The following is a 16,612-nucleotide window of genomic DNA, read 5'->3' on the forward strand; positions in this document are numbered from 1 at the left end:
GTTCTCAAGGAACGGACGCTTCCTTCGTACTCACCCTCTCGGGCTTTCCTCCGGGCTTTTCGTTCTGTATTCTTGCGTTTCCGACTCTATCAGACTCTTTCGGGCCCGACTTCCTCGGCGCTTCCCAGTTCCTGCGCTTTCGCGCTTTCCCTTTCCGGCGATTCCGACTCTATCAGATTCTTTCCGGGCCGTTTCCGGCTGGATTCGAATTCCGATGGCCTTCGGAGGGCCTTTCCCTTTCGGGTGGATCAGACTTTATCAGGTCTCCCTGGTCTGGATTCACACCCGCTCACGCGAGCCGTCCGGACACACATGTGTGCCCGGGTGCCGTGCGAGGTGGAGACGTAAACGTACTGGAGCGGGGCCCCCGGATGCAAATCCGGTTGCCCCGCTCCCGTTCGGCCGTTACGGCGAGGCTCAGACCTCGACGACGACCGGGAGGATCATCGGACGGCGGCGGTAGCCGTCCGAGACCCACTTGCCCATCGTGCGGCGGATCAGCTGCTGGATCTGGTGCGGCTCGGCGACGCCGTCGGCCGCTGCGCGGGCGATGGCCTCCTCGATCTTCGGGATGACCGTTCCGAAGGCCGAGTCCTCGATGCCGGAGCCGCGGGCCTGGATGTTCGGGCCGCTGACGACCTTGCCCGTTGTGCTGTCCACCACGACGTAGACCGAGATGATGCCCTCGTCGCCGAGGATCTTGCGGTCCTTGAGGTGGACCTCCGTGACATCGCCGACCGAGAGACCGTCCACGTAGACGTACCCGGCCTGGACCTTGCCCGAGATGCGCGCCTTGCCGTCGATGAGGTCGACGACGACGCCGTCCTCCGCGATGACGATGCGGTCCTTCGGGACGCCCGTCATGGCACCGAGCTCGGCGTTGGCGCGCAGGTGGCGCCATTCGCCGTGGACCGGCATCAGGTTCCGCGGCTTGCAGATGTTGTAGAAGTACAGCAGCTCGCCGGCCGAGGCGTGGCCCGAGACGTGCACCTTGGCGTTGCCCTTGTGCACGACGTTGGCGCCCCAGCGGGTGAGGCCGTTGATCACGCGGTAGACCGCGTTCTCGTTGCCCGGGATCAGGGACGACGCCAGGATCACGGTGTCGCCGGGGACGATCCGGATCTGGTGGTCGCGGTTGGCCATGCGGGACAGGGCCGCCATCGGCTCGCCCTGCGAACCCGTGCAGACCAGGACGACCTCGTGGGCCGGCAGGTCGTCGAGGGTCTTGACGTCCACGACGAGACCGGCCGGGACCTTCAGGTAGCCCAGGTCACGGGCGATGCCCATGTTGCGGACCATCGAGCGGCCCACGAAGGCGACCCGGCGGCCGTACTCGTGCGCGGCGTCCAGGATCTGCTGGATCCGGTGCACGTGGCTGGCGAAGCTGGCCACGATGATCCGGTTGTGGGCGTTCGCGAACACCGTGCGCAGGACGTTGGAGATCTCGCGCTCGGGCGGGACGAAGCCCGGGACCTCGGCGTTCGTCGAGTCCGAGAGGAGGAGGTCGATGCCCTCTTCGCTCAGACGCGCGAAGGCGTGCAGGTCGGTGAGGCGCTTGTCCAGCGGGAGCTGGTCCATCTTGAAGTCGCCGGTGGCGACGACCAGGCCCGCGGGGGTCCGGATCGCGACGGCCAGGGCGTCGGGGATGGAGTGGTTGACCGCGATGAACTCGCAGTCGAAGGGACCCAGGCTCTCGCGCTCGCCTTCCTTCACCTCGAGGGTGTAGGGGCGGATGCGGTGCTCCTGGAGCTTCGCCTCGATGAGGGCCAGCGTCAGCTTGGAGCCGATCAGCGGGATGTCCGGCTTCTCCCGGAGGAGGTAGGGGACGGCGCCGATGTGGTCCTCGTGACCGTGCGTGAGCACGATGCCCTCGATGTCGTCGAGGCGGTCCCGGATGGACGTGAAGTCCGGCAGGATCAGGTCGATGCCCGGCTGCTCCTCCTCGGGGAAGAGGACGCCGCAGTCGACGATCAGCAGGCGGCCGTCGAACTCGAAGACGGTCATGTTGCGGCCGATCTCGCCGAGACCACCCAGGGGGGTGACTCTGAGGCCGCCCTTGGGCAGCTTCGGCGGCGGACCGAGTTCCGGATGCGGATGGCTCAAAAGTGTCTCCTCACCACGCACGCCACGTACCCGGAAGGCACGTGGCGCGCATGTCATTCGTGCACTTGCTGTTGTCTGTTCCGTATTTGTTCGTCGTGCTTATTCAGTTGTGAAGTCTGTTGTTCAGAGCTGTACCCCGCCGGCGGCAAGATCGATCTTGAGCTGCGCCGTCTCTTCGGCGGTCAGTTCGATCAGCGGCAGCCGGAGCGGGCCCGCGGGCAGCCCCTGCAGGTTCAGCGCGCCCTTGGTGGTCATCACGCCCTGGGTGCGGAACATGCCGGTGAAGACCGGGAGCAGCTTCTGGTGGATCTCGGCGGCCTTCTGGACGTCTCCGCCCAGGTGGGCCTCCAGCATGGCGCGCAGCTCGGGGGTGACCACGTGGCCGACCACGGAGACGAAGCCGACCGCGCCGACCGAGAGGAGCGGCAGGTTCAGCATGTCGTCGCCCGAGTACCAGGCCAGGCCGCTCTGCGCGATGGCCCAGCTGGCGCGGCCGAGGTCGCCCTTGGCGTCCTTGTTGGCCACGATACGGGGGTGCTCGGCGAGCCGTACGAGAGTTTCCGTCTCGATCGGGACACCACTGCGGCCGGGGATGTCGTAGAGCATGACCGGCAGCTCGGTGGCGTCCGCGATGGCCGAGAAGTGCCGGTAGAGGCCTTCCTGCGGCGGCTTGCTGTAGTACGGGGTGACGGCGAGCAGGCCGTGGGCGCCGGTGCGCTCGGCCTGGCGGGCCAGTTCCAGCGTGTGGCGGGTGTCGTTGGTACCGATGCCGGCGACCACGTGGGCGCGGTCTCCGACGGCTTCGAGCACGGCTCGTACGAGGTCGTTTTTCTCCGCGTCGGTGGTGGTCGGCGACTCACCGGTGGTGCCGTTGATGATCAGGCCGTCGTTGCCTGCGTCCACCAGGTGGACGGCGAGCTGCTGCGCGCCGTCGAGGTCGAGTGCGCCATCCGCCGTAAACGGCGTGATCATGGCGGTGAGGACCCGCCCGAAGGGGGTCTGCGGAGTCGAGATCGGAGCCATGGGTAACACGCTACTCGCTGCCATGCTCGCGCGGTCCCCTCGGGGGACGTCAACGGGGTGTGCCGCCCGGCGGCGGCCGGGGGGAGGTGTTGGACGCCGGCACTGCCTGCTCGGGGGTTCAAGCAGTGCCGGGTCCGTTTGATCAGCCTAGATGAAGTTTACGAAACGTCGCAATACGGACACTTGGGACTTGACGCAGCACATCTGTACGCTGCGGGAGCAACGGGCCTTACGGGGCAACGCGCCCGTTGCCGTTGTAGGCCGCGTACGTGAGCGGCATGAGCTTCGCCCAGTGCTGCTCCATCTTCTCGCCGACCATCTCGATCTCCCGCTGCGGGAAGGACGGCACGGCCGCGAGCTCGTGCTGGGTGCGCAGGCCGAGGAAGTGCATCAGCGAGCGCGCGTTGCAGGTGGCGTACATCGAGGAGAAAAGACCGACCGGCAGGACCGAACGGGCAACTTCCCGGGCCACGCCCGCGGCGAGCATCTCCTGGTAGGCCTCGTAGGCCCGCACGTAGGAGTCCTCCATGACGCGGCCGGTCAGCTCCTGCTGCGCCTGGGTGCCCTCGACGAAGACGTACTTGCCCGGGCGGCCCTCCTGGACCAGCTTGCGCTCGGCGTCCGGAACGTAGAAGACCGGCTCCAGCTCCCTGTAGCGGCCCGATTCCTCGTTGTACGACCAGCCCACGCGGTGGCGCATGAACTCGCGGAAGACGAAGATCGGGGCGCTGATGAAGAAGGTCATCGAGTTGTGCTCGAAGGGGCTGCCGTGGCGGTCGCGCATCAGGTAGTTGATCAGGCCCTTGGAACGCTCCGGGTCCTTCTGCAGCTCCTCCAGGGACTGCTCGCCGGCCGTGGAGACGCGCGCGGCCCACAGCACGTCGGAGTCGGCGGCGGAGTGCTTCACCAGCTCCACCGTCACGTCACTGCGGAAGCTGGGTTTCAGATCTGAAGCGGCGGTCTCGCTCACCGGGGGTCCTTCCAAACGTGCGTTCCTGGGGCGCGCCCACTCTACGGCGCCCCTCGCGGGTCCTCGCGCAATCGCACGCGCACGGCGGACCCCGCACAGCTGACGCACAGCCATGAAATCTGGTGAATGTCCCGAAATCCGGCACCGATTGACCGGTTCGTTCGTCCTACATGACAGAACCCCCACCCCACCACCCCGAGGAGATTCGCTCTGATGTTCCTCCGGCGCGAAGCCGTCCCGTTCGCTTTCGTCTCCGAGGCCGACCGTTTCCGAAGCAACGTCACTCCGCCGCCGCGCGAGCGTCCGAGCCGGACCCAGATGGCCGCCCGTAGTCTGGTCGGACTGACCGTGGTTGCGGGGCTCGCCAGCTCACTGCTCTTCGGCATGCCCGCGCTGCAGCCGAACAAGGCACCGGAGAAGTCGCAGCAGTCGGAGGCGTCCGAGGGGCGGTAGCCTCACGGGCACAGTCCAACCGAACGTGCATGTGAGTGAGGTCCAGCCGTGCCCCTGCCCTTCCTGACGGCCGACGGCGCATCCGATGCGGATGACGACGACGAGGTCCTGGCCCATGCCGACCACGACCGCTGGCGCCGTCCCTACCGGCCCGGCCCCTGGCGCGTGGCGATCGCCGCGCTGCTGCTCCTGCTGTCCGCCTTCATGCTGCTGGCCACGATGATCATCGCCTTCGCGGGTGCGTGGGGCGGGGCCGGCGTCTGCCTGGCGGCCGCCCTCTCGGTCGTCGGGTCGGCCGTGCAGACGCTGCGCGTGGGCGTGTGGGTGAGCCGTACGGGACTGCGCCGGGTCGGCTTCCTCGTGACCCGCACGGTCAAGTGGAGCGAGATCGCCGAGGTCCGTACGGTGCAGCAGCCGGTGCGCTGGCTCGGGCTGCCGAGGACCGTACAGGGGCAGGCGCTGACGATGTCCGGGCGCGACGGCGCGGAGCTGGCCGCGCCGGTGCTGCTGACCGACCACAACGCCGATTTCCTGTCGCGGGCCGAGGCCTTCGACCGGGCGGCCGACACGGTGGGTGCCTGGGCCGACGAGTACCGTCCCGTGCCCGCCTGATCCGCCCCGGCGCGCCCGGGAAGCCCGTACAGGTGTCAGACCTGTACGGGCTTCTTGTCGTGCAGGGCGATCGCCCGCTGCATGGCCTTGCGCGCCCGCGGGGTGTCCCGGGCGTCGTGGTAGGCGACCGCGAGCCGGAACCAGCTGCGCCAGTCCCCCGGCGCGTCCTCGGTCTCGGCCTTGCGGCGCGCGAAGACCTCGTCGGCGGAGTCCCGCAGGATCCGCCCGTACGTGTCGCGCTCCAGCTCGTCGACGGGCAGTCCGCCCTCGGCCTCCAGCTCGGTCGCGAGGTGGTTGGCCCTGGTGACGAACTGCGTGTTCTTCCAGAGGAACCAGACGCCGATGACCGGCAGGATCAGCACGGCCACACCGAAGGTGACGGTGAGCCAGGTGCCGTGCTGGATCAGCATCAGGCCCCGGCTGCCGACCAGGACGAAGTAGACGACCAGGACGGCGGCCGTGAGGAAGTACGTGATCTTCGCGCGCATCGTGAAATCAGTCCGGTCAGCCCAGGTCGAGGAAGTGTTCCAGGCCGAACGTGAGGCCCGGGGTCTGCGTCACGCGGCGCGCACCGAGCAGGATGCCCGGCATGAAGCTGCTGTGGTGCAGGGAGTCGTGACGGATGGTCAGGGTCTCGCCCTCGCCGCCGAGGAGCACCTCCTGGTGGGCCAGCAGCCCGCGCAGGCGGACGGCGTGCACCGGGACGCCGTCGACGTCCGCGCCGCGGGCCCCGTCGAGGGCCGTGGCGGTGGCGTCGGGCTGCGCGCCGAGGCCGGCCTCGGCGCGGGCGGCCGCGATGAGCTGCGCCGTACGGGTCGCCGTACCGGAGGGGGCGTCCACCTTGTTGGGGTGGTGCAGCTCGACGACCTCGACGGACTCGAAGTAGCGGGCGGCCTGGGCGGCGAACTTCATGGTGAGGACGGCGCCGATGGAGAAGTTCGGGGCGATGAGCACACCGGTCTCCGGGGAGCCGGCGAGCCAGGTGTTCAGCTGGGCGAGGCGGTCCTCGGTCCAGCCGGTGGTGCCGACCACTCCGTGGATGCCGTGGCGGATGAGGAAGTCCAGGTTCCCCATCACCGAGGCCGGGGTGGTCAGCTCGACCGCGACCTGGGCGCCGGCCTCGGCCAGCGTCTCCAGCTTGTCGCCGCGGCCGAGGGCGGCCACCAGCTCCATGTCGTCGGCGGCCTCGACCGCCTTGACCGCCTCGGCGCCGATGCGGCCCTTGGCGCCCAGGACTGCCACGCGCAGCTTGCTCATGTTGCTTCCTTACTCACGTACGGAACTAGGCGACCGCTTCGTCGAGACGCGCGGCCTGCTTCTCCTTCAGCGGGCCGATCACCGCGAGCGAGGGCCGCTGGGCCAGTACATCCTGTGCGACCGAGCGGACGTCGTCCGGGGTCACCGCGGCGATCCGGGCCAGCATGTCGTCGACCGACATCTGGTCGCCCCAGCACAGCTCGCTCTTGCCGATGCGGTTCATGATCGCGCCGGTGTCCTCCAGACCGAGGACGGTGGAGCCGGACAGCTGGCCGATGGCCCGCTTGATCTCCTCGTCGGCCAGTCCTTCGGTCGCGACCTTGTCGAGCTCCTCGCGGCAGATCCGGAGCACGTCGTGGACCTGGTTGGGCCGGCAGCCCGCGTACACGCCGAAGAGGCCGGTGTCGGCGAAGGCCGAGGTGTACGAGTACACGCTGTAGGCCAGGCCGCGCTTCTCCCGGACCTCCTGGAAGAGCCGGGAGGACATGCCGCCGCCGAGGGCGGTGTTCAGCACGCCCAGCGCCCAGCGGCGCTCGTCGGTGCGGGCGATGCCCGGCATGCCGAGGACCACGTGGGCCTGCTCGGTCTTGCGGTTCACCAGCTCGACGCGGCCGGCGGTGCGGATGCGCTTGGCGCCGCCGCGCGGGCCGATCGGCTCGGCGTCGGTGCGGCCGAGGGCTCCGGCCTCCTCGAAGGCGGCGCGGACCTGGCGTACGACCTTGTTGTGGTCGACGTTGCCGGCGGCGGCCACGACGAGGTGGGTCGGGTCGTAGTGCTTCTTGTAGAAGCGGCGGATCCGGTCGGCGCCCAGGGCGTTGATCGTGTCGACGGTGCCGAGGACGGGGCGGCCCAGGGGGGTGTCCCCGTACATGGTCTGCGCGAACAGGTCGTGGACCATGTCCCCCGGGTCGTCCTCGGTCATCGCGATCTCTTCGAGGATGACTCCGCGCTCGGCGTCGACGTCCTCCTCGCGGATCAGCGAGCCGGTGAGCATGTCGCAGACCACGTCGATGGCGAGCGGCAGGTCGGTGTCGAGCACCCGGGCGTAGTAGCAGGTGTACTCCTTCGCCGTGAAGGCGTTCATCTCGCCGCCGACCGCGTCGATCGCGGAAGAGATGTCGAGGGCGCTGCGCTGGTGCGTGCCCTTGAAGAGGAGGTGCTCCAGGTAGTGCGTGGCCCCGTTGAGCGTGGGCGTCTCGTCACGGGAGCCGACGTGCGCCCAGATGCCGAAGGTGGCGGAGCGGACGGAGGGCAGCGTCTCGGTGACGATGCGCAGTCCGCCGGGCAGGACCGTGCGCCGGACGGTGCCGATGCCGTTCTGGCCCTTGAGGAGGGTTTGGGTACGGGCGACGGCCCGCCCCTCCGAAGAGGGGCGGGCCGTCACACGGGAACTACGCGACATCACTTGTCGGAGTCGTCCTTGTCAGCGTCATTGTCGGCGTCACCTGCAGATTCGCCGTCGATCACGGGGATCAGGGAGAGCTTGCCGCGCTGGTCGATCTCGGCGATCTCCACCTGGACCTTGGTGCCGACCGCGAGCACGTCCTCGACGTTCTCCACGCGCTTGCCACCGGCGAGCTTGCGGATCTGCGAGATGTGCAGGAGGCCGTCCTTGCCGGGCATCAGGGAGACGAAGGCACCGAAGGTGGTGGTCTTGACGACCGTACCCAGGTAGCGCTCGCCGACCTCCGGCATGGTCGGGTTGGCGATGCTGTTGATCGTGGCGCGGGCGGCTTCGGCGGCCGGGCCGTCGGAGGCACCGATGTAGATGGTGCCGTCGTCCTCGATCGTGATCTCGGCGCCGGTGTCCTCCTGGATCTGGTTGATCATCTTGCCCTTGGGGCCGATGACCTCACCGATCTTGTCCACCGGGATCTTGACGGTGATGATCCGCGGAGCGAACGGGGACATGGCGTCCGGCGTGTCGATCGCTTCCATCATCACGTCGAGGATGTGGAGGCGGGCGTCGCGGGCCTGCTTGAGGGCGGCGGCCAGGACGGAGGCCGGGATGCCGTCGAGCTTGGTGTCCAGCTGGAGCGCGGTGACGAACTCCTTGGTGCCGGCGACCTTGAAGTCCATGTCGCCGAAGGCGTCCTCCGCACCGAGGATGTCGGTGAGGGCGACGTAGTGGGTCTTGCCGTCGATCTCCTGGGAGATCAGGCCCATGGCGATACCGGCGACGGGGGCCTTGAGGGGCACACCGGCGTTCAGCAGCGACATGGTGGAGGCGCAGACCGAGCCCATGGACGTCGAACCGTTGGAGCCGAGGGCCTCGGACACCTGACGGATCGCGTACGGGAACTCCTCGCGGGTCGGGAGGACCGGCACGATCGCGCGCTCGGCGAGCGCGCCGTGGCCGATCTCGCGGCGCTTCGGCGAACCGACGCGGCCGGTCTCACCGACGGAGTACGGCGGGAAGTTGTAGTTGTGCATGTAGCGCTTGCGGGTCACCGGGGAGAGGGTGTCCAGCTGCTGCTCCATGCGGAGCATGTTGAGGGTGGTGACGCCCAGGATCTGGGTCTCGCCACGCTCGAACAGCGCCGAGCCGTGCACGCGCGGGATGGCCTCGACCTCGGCGGCGAGGGTACGGATGTCCGTGAGCCCGCGGCCGTCGATGCGGACCTTGTCCTTGATGACGCGCTCGCGGACCAGGGCCTTGGTCAGGCTGCGGTAGGCGGCGGAGATCTCCTTCTCGCGGCCCTCGAAGGCCGGGAGGAGCTTCTCGGCGGCGATCTCCTTGACGCGGTCCAGCTCGGCCTCGCGGTCCTGCTTGCCCGCGATGGTCAGCGCCTGGGAGAGGTCACCCTTGACGGCGGCCGCGAGGGCCTCGTACACGTCGTCCTGGTAGTCCAGGAAGACCGGGAACTCGCCCTCGGGCTTCGCGGCCTTGGCGGCCAGGTCGGCCTGGGCCTTGCAGAGGACCTTGATGAACGGCTTCGCGGCGTCGAGGCCGGAGGCCACGATCTCCTCGGTCGGCGCCTGGGCGCCGCCCTTGACGAGGGCGATGGTCTTCTCGGTGGCCTCGGCCTCGACCATCATGATCGCGACGTCGCCGTCCTCCAGGACGCGGCCCGCGACCACCATGTCGAAGACGGCGTCCTCGAGCTCGGTGTGCGTCGGGAAGGCCACCCACTGGCCGCGGATCAGCGCGACGCGGACGCCGCCGATCGGGCCGGAGAAGGGCAGGCCGGCCAGCTGGGTGGACGCGGAGGCGGCGTTGATCGCCACGACGTCGTACAGGTGGTCGGGGTTGAGCGCCATGATCGTCGCGACGACCTGGATCTCGTTGCGCAGGCCCTTCTTGAAGGACGGGCGCAGCGGGCGGTCGATCAGGCGGCAGGTGAGGATCGCGTCCTCGGAGGGCCGGCCCTCACGACGGAAGAAGGAGCCGGGGATCTTGCCGGCCGCGTACTGCCGCTCCTCGACGTCCACCGTCAGGGGGAAGAAGTCGAGCTGGTCCTTGGGCTTCTTCGACGCGGTGGTGGCGGACAGCACCATCGTGTCGTCGTCCAGGTAGGCAACGGCGGAGCCGGCGGCCTGGCGGGCCAGACGGCCCGTCTCGAAGCGGATGGTGCGGGTGCCGAAGGAACCGTTGTCAATGACGGCCTCGGCGTAGTGGGTCTCGTTCTCCACTAGCGTTTTCTCCATTTTCGTCGTCTCCGTCCGCCGCCCGTGTGGCGGTGGACGGTTGCGGAGAAGCGCTCCTGGCGTGCGGGCCGGTCTTCGATCGAAGCATCCGGTTCGTTGCCCCCCTGGGGCATTCCGGGTGCCACTACCGAGGACCGGCGGCGTGGGAGGGCGCTCCTCCTCTTCAGTTGTGCGCGTCTTCCTCAGACGCGCACGTGCGTCCGTTCCAGACTACAAAGGGTCCGGTCCGGTGCGCACGTACAGCAAAGGGAGCGGCCCCCTGATGTGGGAACCGCTCCCTTCACGGCGTGTTACTTGGCGCCGGCCGCACCGCGGCGGATGCCGAGGCGCTCGACCAGCGTACGGAAGCGCTGGATGTCCTTCTTGGCCAGGTACTGCAGCAGGCGGCGACGCTGGCCGACCAGGATCAGCAGACCACGACGGGAGTGGTGGTCGTGCTTGTGCGTCTTGAGGTGCTCGGTCAGGTCCGAGATGCGGCGGGAGAGCATCGCAACCTGGACCTCGGGGGAGCCGGTGTCGCCCTCCTTGGCACCGAACTCGGTGATGATCTGCTTCTTCGTAGCGGCGTCGAGCGGCACGCGTACTCCTCGTTTTAGGTCTTCGTTGCCACCGAGTGCCCCAGGTCTGAGTCTCTGGGGAGCTTCCGTTACTCGGGAGGCGGGGTCCGCTGAGCGCAGTCCACAGACCCTTGGAACAGGATCCGGGGGACGCGTACACAAACGGCCGTCACACAGCGTACCAGGCTGCCGGGACGCGGCGTCTCAGCTGGTGAGAGCGCGGGCCCGGGAGTAAACGACCAGCACGGCCAGGGTCAGGGGCACCAGGCTGAGCAGGACCGCCGCCTCGGTGAGGTCGAGCAGCCTTCCCCAGAAGGGTGACAGACCCTTGCTCGGGATGACAAGCGCAATTCCCGCGAGGAGGGCCGCGCCGGCCGCGACGGCGGCGGTCAGCCAGATCGTACGGAGGTCCAGGCCGCTGCGGTCCTGCTCGAGGACCAGGGCCTCGATCAGGTCGACCGGCGGGTGCAGGGCCATGCCCAGGATCAGCAGGGCGACGGCGGCGAGACCGGCGGCCAGGGCGCACACCACCTGGGAGGTGTAGCGGAAGAGGCGGGCGCGCAGCAGCATGGCGAGGCCGGTGGCGAGGGCCAGCAGGCGGCCCCAGGTGTTGTCGGAGAAGCCGAGGACGGCGGCGGACGCGACGGCGACGGCGGCGCAGCCGCCGACCAGGCCGAGGAGCATCTCGTGGCCGCGGCGGGCCTGGGCGGCGATCGCCTCGGCGTCGAGCGGGGTGCCGGCCGCCTCGTGCTGGTCGGAGCCGGACTGGTCACCGTACGGCTCGGTCTCGTAGCGGTCCGGGGTCTCGTAGTCCTCCGTGGCGCTCTGCGGGGCGGCGTAGCCGATCGGCAGCCGGGCGAAGCGGGCGGAGAGGCCGGGGAGGAAGGCGACGAGCCCGATGGCGACGGGGGCGCAGGCGGCGGCGGTGTGGGTCGCGGACGCCTCGGTGGCGATGGCGACGAAAGTGGCGAGCGTTCCGGTGGCGGCGACGAAGGTGGCCGCGACGAAGGGGGCGTCACCGCTGGGGGTGAGCGCGACCAGCGCGACGGAGGCGACCAGGACGCAGACGCAGCCCAGGAGGAACTGGAGCCGGCCGGGGCCCTCGGCGACGGCGGGGGCGATGATCCCGGAGCCGGCGATCAGCAGGTGCGGGAGGGCGCCGAGGCCGAGCGCCACGGCGGAGAGGCGGTCGCGGTAGACGCGGGCCCGGACGCCGGCCACGGCGGTGAGCAGGACGCCGACGGCCCCGGCGATGATCCCGGGCAGGCCGTGCATGTCGTGGCGGACCGGGTCGGCGTACCAGAGGACGAAGCCGAGCATGACGAGCAGCAGGGCGGCGCCGGCCAGGCCCGCGCCGCGCAGCATGTCGTCGCTCCAGCGGTGCCGGTCGCGGACGACGGCGGAGGCGACGGCGTCGGACACGTCGTCGAACACCGCGGGCGGCAGGGACTCGGCGAAGGGGCGCAGGCTCAGCACCTCGCCGTCGAGGATCTGCTGGGCGGCGAGTGTGCGGGCGCCGTCGAGGACGGTGCCGGAGCGGCGTACGAGGTGGAAGCCGGTCGGGGCGCCCACGGGCTGGGTCTGGCCGGTGAGGCGCAGCAGCTCGGGATAGACGTCGGCGACGGCGATGTCCTCGGGGAGGGCGACGTCGATCCGGCTGTCAGGAGCCACGACGGTGACCCTGCAGAACCCCGTCGTTGCGGCCGTACTCACCTGTGTGACCCCCCTGGTTGGTGCCCGCACCGGCGGACGATTCGCGGATGCGCATGCTGCGCGCGCCACCCTACCGGGCGTCTGCCCTACTGTCGGCAAGTAGGATCACCGTCGCGTGGGGGAACCCCCTTCGCGCCCGGGACTTGGGGGCGCCGGTTATGACGTCCCGTCCGTTTTCGAGGGATTGATGCTCCGGTGAGCCAGATCGTCGTCAAACGCCCGCCGCGGTCCCTGCCGCCCGAGGTTCCCTCGGAAGAGCTGAGGCTGGAAGCTCCGCCCGAACTTCCGCGCGGGCAGCAGGAAGGCATGCTGATGCAGCTCCTGCCGATGCTCGGCATGGGCTCTTCCGTCGTCTTCTTCTTCATGCCGGGCGCGGCACCGTTCATGCGCATCATGGGTGTGCTGATGCTCGTGTCGACCGTCGGCATGGTCATCGCCCAGCTGGTGCGCCACCGGCGCGGTACGCAGGGGCAAATGGCCGATGTGCGCCGGGACTACCTCAAATACCTTGCGCAGACGCGCCGTCAGGTACGCAGGACCGCGCGGGCGCAGCGCGACGCGCAGCTCTATCTGCACCCGGCCCCGGAGCAGTTGTGGTCGGTGGTGGCGGAGGGTTCGCGGCTGTGGGAGCGGCGGGTCGGCGACCAGGACTTCGGGCAGGCCCGGCTCGGGCTGGGCGCGCAGCGGCTGGCGACCACGCTGGTGGCGCCGGAGACGGCGCCGGTGGACGAGCTGGAGCCGCTGACGGCGGGCGCGATGCAGCGCTTCCTGAAGGTGCACTCGTCGCTGGACGGGCTGCCGGTGGCGCTGTCGATCCGGGCGTTCTACCACGTGACGGTCTCCGGGGAGCCGGACTCGGCGCGCAGTACGGCGCGGGCGATGGTCGCGCAGCTGGCGACGCTGCACTCCCCCGAGGACCTGATGGTGGCCGTGGTGGCCGCGCCGGGTGCGGTGCCCTCGTGGGACTGGACGAAGTGGCTGCCGCACACGCAGGTCCCGGGCCAGGTCGACGGAGCCGGTACGAAGCGGCTGTTCGGCGACGACCTCGCCGAGCTGGAGGGGCTGCTGGGGGCCCGGCTGGAGGGCCGGCCGCGGTTCAGCCGGGACGTTTCCCCGGTCCTGGACCAGCCGCACCTGGTGGTCGTGCTGGACGGCGGCATGGTGCCGCCGGACTCGGTGTTCGCGGCGGCCGAGGGGCTGCAGGGCGTCACCATCGTCGAGGTGGTCGCGGGCGAGCTGGACGAGCCGCGCGGCGGGCTGTCGGTCGTGGTGCGGCCGGGCCGGCTGCGCCTGGAGTCCGGCGGCGGGGTCGCGTACGAGGGCGTCCCGGACACGCTGTCGCTGCCCGCGGCTGAGGCGCTGGCCCGGCAGTTGGCGCCGATGCGCACGGGCGGCGGGGACGACGACGAGCCGCTGCTCGCCAACCTCGACTTCACGGACCTGCTGAACCTGGGCGACGCGGCCGCGGTGGACGTGGCGCGGACCTGGCGGCCGAGGTCGGCCGGTGAGCGGCTGCGCGTGCCGATCGGTGTCGGCGAGGGCGGCGCCCCGGTCATGCTGGACCTGAAGGAGGCCGCGCAGGAGGGCATGGGCCCGCACGGTCTGTGCGTGGGCGCGACCGGTTCCGGCAAGTCGGAGCTGCTGCGCACGCTGGTGCTGGGTCTGGCGGTCACGCACACCTCGGAGACGCTGAACTTCGTGCTCGCCGACTTCAAGGGCGGTGCGACCTTCACCGGCATGGGGCAGATGCCGCACGTCGCGGCCGTCATCACCAACCTGGCGGACGACCTGACGCTCGTGGACCGCATGGGCGACTCGATCCGCGGCGAGCTGCAGCGCCGTCAGGAGCTGCTGCGCTCGGCGGGCAACTACGCCAACATCCACGACTACGAGAAGGCCCGCGCGGCCGGTGCCCCGCTGGAGCCGCTGGCCTCGCTGGTGCTGGTCATCGACGAGTTCAGCGAGCTGCTGACGGCGAAGCCGGACTTCATCGACATGTTCATCCAGATCGGCCGCATCGGCCGGTCGCTGGGCGTGCACCTGCTGCTGGCCTCGCAGCGCCTGGAGGAGGGCAAGCTGCGCGGCCTCGACACGTACCTGTCGTACCGGATCGGTCTGCGGACCTTCTCGGCGGCGGAGTCGCGGACGGCGATCGGCGTGCCGGACGCCTACCACCTGCCGTCGGTGCCCGGTTCGGGGTACCTGAAGTTCGGTACGGACGAGATGACCCGCTTCAAGGCGGCGTACGTGTCGGGCACCTACCGCTCGGGCGGGCCGGATCTGTCGGTGGGGCTGTTCCCGGTGGAGCGGCGCCCCGCACTGTTCACGGCGGCTCCGGTGCCGGTGGTGTACGCGGCTCCGGACCCGGCGTACCTGGCGGCGCAGGCTCCGCGGGAGGACGACGCGCTCGCGGACACGGTGCTCGACGTGATCGTGAGCCGGCTGGAGGGGCAGGGGGTGCCGGCGCACCAGGTGTGGCTGCCGCCGCTCGACCAGGCTCCGCCGCTGGACCAGTTGCTGCCGGCGCTGGCGCCGAGCGCGGAGCGGGGGCTGCACGCGGACGGGTACACGCGGCCCGGCGGGCTCGTGGTGCCGCTCGGCCTCATCGACAAGCCCTTCGAGCAGCGGCGCGAGGTGCTGTACCGGGACTTCTCGGGTGCGGCGGGCCACATGATGGTCGTCGGCGGTCCGCAGTCGGGCAAGTCGACGCTGATGCGGACGCTGATCGCCTCCTTCGCGCTCACCCACACCCCGCGCGAAGTGCAGTTCTACGGGCTGGACTTCGGTGGCGGCAGCCTGTCGGCGGTGGCCGAGCTGCCGCACGTGGGCGGGATCGCCTCGCGCCTGGACCCGGAGCGGGTACGGCGTACGGTCGCGGAGGTCGGGGGCATCCTCAACCGCCGCGAGGAGTTCTTCCGCGCGAACAACATCGACTCGATCGGCACCTACCGGCGGCGCCGGGCAGCGGGCGACCTGCCCGGTGAGCCGTGGGGCGACGTGTTCCTGATCGTCGACGGCTGGGGCAACTTCAAGGGCGAGTACGAGGGCCTGGAGCAGATCGTCACGGACATCGCGTCCCGCGGTCTGGGCTACGGCATCCACGTGGTGATCACGGCGGCGCGCTACATGGAGGTGCGGGCCGCGCTCAAGGACCAGATGCTCAGCCGGCTGGAGCTGCGGCTCGGCGACACCATGGACTCCGAGTTCGACCGGAAGGTCGCGGCGAACGTCCCGCCCGGAATGCCGGGCCGCGGCCAGGTGGCGGAGAAGCTGCACTTCCTCGGCGCGCTCCCGCGGATCGACGGCTCGCACGAGGCCGGGGACCTGTCCGAGGCCACGACGGCCTTCGTGGAGGCGGTGAAGCAGAACTGGTCGGGCCAGTCGGCTCCCGGCGTACGGCTGCTGCCGCGGCTGCTCCACTCGGACCAGCTGCCCAAGGGCGGGGAGTTCCCCGGCCGCGGGATCGCGATCGGCATCGACGAGAACGACCTGGAGCCGGTCTTCGTCGACTTCGAGTCCGACCCCTTCCTCCTCGTGTTCGGCGAGAGCGAGTCGGGCAAGACGAACCTGCTGCGGCTCATCGCGAAGCAGATTGCCGAGCGCTACACGCCGGACCAGGCGCGGCTGGTCGTGGGCGACTACCGGCGCAGCCTGCTCGGGGCGCTGCCGGAGGAGCACCTGCTGGAGTACGCGCCGATGGCGAGCTCCCTGCAGATGCACATGGAGGCGCTGGGCGGGGTGTTCTCGCGCCGGCAGCCGCCGACCGACGTCACCCCGCAGCAGCTGCGCGACCGCAGCTGGTGGACGGGCCCGGACGTGTACATCGTGATCGACGACTTCGACCTGGTGGCCACCAGTCAGGGCAATCCGCTCGCGCCGCTGGTGGAGTTCCTGCCGTTCGCGCGGGACACGGGCGTCCGCTTCATCATCGCCCGCAACTCGGCGGGTGCCTCGCGTTCGATGTACGAGCCGTTCATGCAGCGGATCAAGGAGCTGGGCGCGCAGGGCATCGTCCTGTCCGGCGACCCGTCCGAGGGCGACCTGGTCGGCACCGTGCGGCCGCGTCCGATGCCGCCGGGCCGGGCGTACTTCGCCTCGCGCAGGCGGGGGACGTCGCTGGTGCAGCTCGGGCGGATGCCGGGCCATATGTGATCGTCTTCCCGGTGGCCGGACATCTGTCAGGGGCCGGCCACCGGGAAGGATCGGGTGGAAACTCATCCCGGTCGGCGGCGCAGCCCCGATAATCGGCGGTGAAGACCGCGCCACCGAGGGAAAG

General features: G+C 70.0%; 12 protein-coding genes. 3 read left to right on the forward strand and 9 right to left on the reverse strand.

Translation table 11 applies throughout. The annotated features are described in order from the left end of the window. Positions 1-417 precede the first annotated feature (417 nt). The 3 genes from RIU97_RS11520 to thyX form a co-directional block, all read right to left on the reverse strand. Positions 418-2,103 (reverse strand): ribonuclease J, encoded by a 1,686-nt coding sequence (locus tag RIU97_RS11520; RefSeq protein WP_404955872.1) that lies wholly within the window; start codon positions 2,101-2,103, stop codon positions 418-420. 123 nt (positions 2,104-2,226) lie between these two features. Next, positions 2,227-3,126 carry a 4-hydroxy-tetrahydrodipicolinate synthase gene (gene dapA, locus RIU97_RS11525; RefSeq protein WP_383563832.1) on the reverse strand — a complete coding sequence of 300 codons (900 nt, stop codon included), beginning with the start codon at positions 3,124-3,126 and terminating at the stop codon, positions 2,227-2,229. Positions 3,127-3,355: 229 nt separating this feature from the next. Then, positions 3,356-4,096 carry an FAD-dependent thymidylate synthase gene (thyX, locus tag RIU97_RS11530; protein ID WP_362804169.1) on the reverse strand — a complete coding sequence of 247 codons (741 nt, stop codon included), beginning with the start codon at positions 4,094-4,096 and terminating at the stop codon, positions 3,356-3,358. A gap of 213 nt (positions 4,097-4,309) precedes the next feature. On the opposite strand from thyX, the gene RIU97_RS11535 reads away from it, so the two are divergent. Next, entirely contained in the window at positions 4,310-4,549 is a 240-nt protein-coding gene (locus tag RIU97_RS11535; protein ID WP_404955875.1) for a hypothetical protein, read from the forward strand. A 48-nt stretch (positions 4,550-4,597) separates the two neighbouring features. After that, the gene (locus RIU97_RS11540; protein ID WP_404955877.1) at positions 4,598-5,161 is read left to right on the forward strand and encodes a hypothetical protein; all 564 of its coding nucleotides are present in this window, start codon (positions 4,598-4,600) and stop codon (positions 5,159-5,161) included. Between the two features lie 35 nt (positions 5,162-5,196). On the opposite strand, the gene RIU97_RS11545 is transcribed toward RIU97_RS11540, so the two are convergent. The 6 genes from RIU97_RS11545 to eccD all read right to left on the reverse strand — a co-directional run bounded on the left by RIU97_RS11545 (position 5,197) and on the right by eccD (position 12,336). Further along, positions 5,197-5,649 carry a hypothetical protein gene (locus tag RIU97_RS11545; protein WP_327416744.1) on the reverse strand — a complete coding sequence of 151 codons (453 nt, stop codon included), beginning with the start codon at positions 5,647-5,649 and terminating at the stop codon, positions 5,197-5,199. Between the two features lie 16 nt (positions 5,650-5,665). Further along, the gene (gene dapB / locus RIU97_RS11550) at positions 5,666-6,418 is read right to left on the reverse strand and encodes a 4-hydroxy-tetrahydrodipicolinate reductase (protein ID WP_361766140.1); all 753 of its coding nucleotides are present in this window, start codon (positions 6,416-6,418) and stop codon (positions 5,666-5,668) included. Between the two features lie 25 nt (positions 6,419-6,443). Next, on the reverse strand, positions 6,444-7,823 hold the full coding sequence (locus RIU97_RS11555) for a M16 family metallopeptidase (protein WP_404955880.1): 1,380 nt from the start codon (positions 7,821-7,823) through the stop codon (positions 6,444-6,446). Further along, entirely contained in the window at positions 7,820-10,051 is a 2,232-nt protein-coding gene (locus RIU97_RS11560) for a polyribonucleotide nucleotidyltransferase (RefSeq protein WP_383563917.1), read from the reverse strand. The genes RIU97_RS11555 and RIU97_RS11560 overlap by 4 nt, the downstream gene beginning before the upstream one ends. A 305-nt stretch (positions 10,052-10,356) precedes the next feature. Beyond that, positions 10,357-10,644: a 30S ribosomal protein S15 gene (gene rpsO / locus RIU97_RS11565; RefSeq protein ID WP_030011220.1), complete on the reverse strand. Its 288-nt coding sequence runs from the start codon at positions 10,642-10,644 to the stop codon at positions 10,357-10,359. 183 nt (positions 10,645-10,827) lie between these two features. Continuing rightward, positions 10,828-12,336, reverse strand: a complete 1,509-nt coding sequence (gene eccD, locus RIU97_RS11570; protein ID WP_404955883.1) for a type VII secretion integral membrane protein EccD — start codon at positions 12,334-12,336, stop codon at positions 10,828-10,830. A gap of 195 nt (positions 12,337-12,531) precedes the next feature. Between eccD and eccCa the strand changes: the two genes are divergently transcribed. Then, entirely contained in the window at positions 12,532-16,488 is a 3,957-nt protein-coding gene (eccCa, locus tag RIU97_RS11575) for a type VII secretion protein EccCa (protein WP_404955886.1), read from the forward strand. Positions 16,489-16,612 lie beyond the last annotated feature (124 nt).

Source organism: Streptomyces sp. 147326 (genome assembly GCF_045000215.1).
Lineage (GTDB): Bacteria > Actinomycetota > Actinomycetes > Streptomycetales > Streptomycetaceae > Streptomyces.

What these genes read in the sequence shown, in the direction of transcription:
- dapA (WP_383563832.1), bottom strand. Translation starts at nt 3,126, where the DNA reads ATGGCTCCGATCTCGACTCCGCAGACCCCCTTCGGGCGGGTCCTCACC.
- RIU97_RS11535 (WP_404955875.1), top strand. Translation starts at nt 4,310, where the DNA reads ATGTTCCTCCGGCGCGAAGCCGTCCCGTTCGCTTTCGTCTCCGAGGCC.
- RIU97_RS11545 (WP_327416744.1), bottom strand. Translation starts at nt 5,649, where the DNA reads ATGCGCGCGAAGATCACGTACTTCCTCACGGCCGCCGTCCTGGTCGTC.
- dapB (WP_361766140.1), bottom strand. Translation starts at nt 6,418, where the DNA reads ATGAGCAAGCTGCGCGTGGCAGTCCTGGGCGCCAAGGGCCGCATCGGC.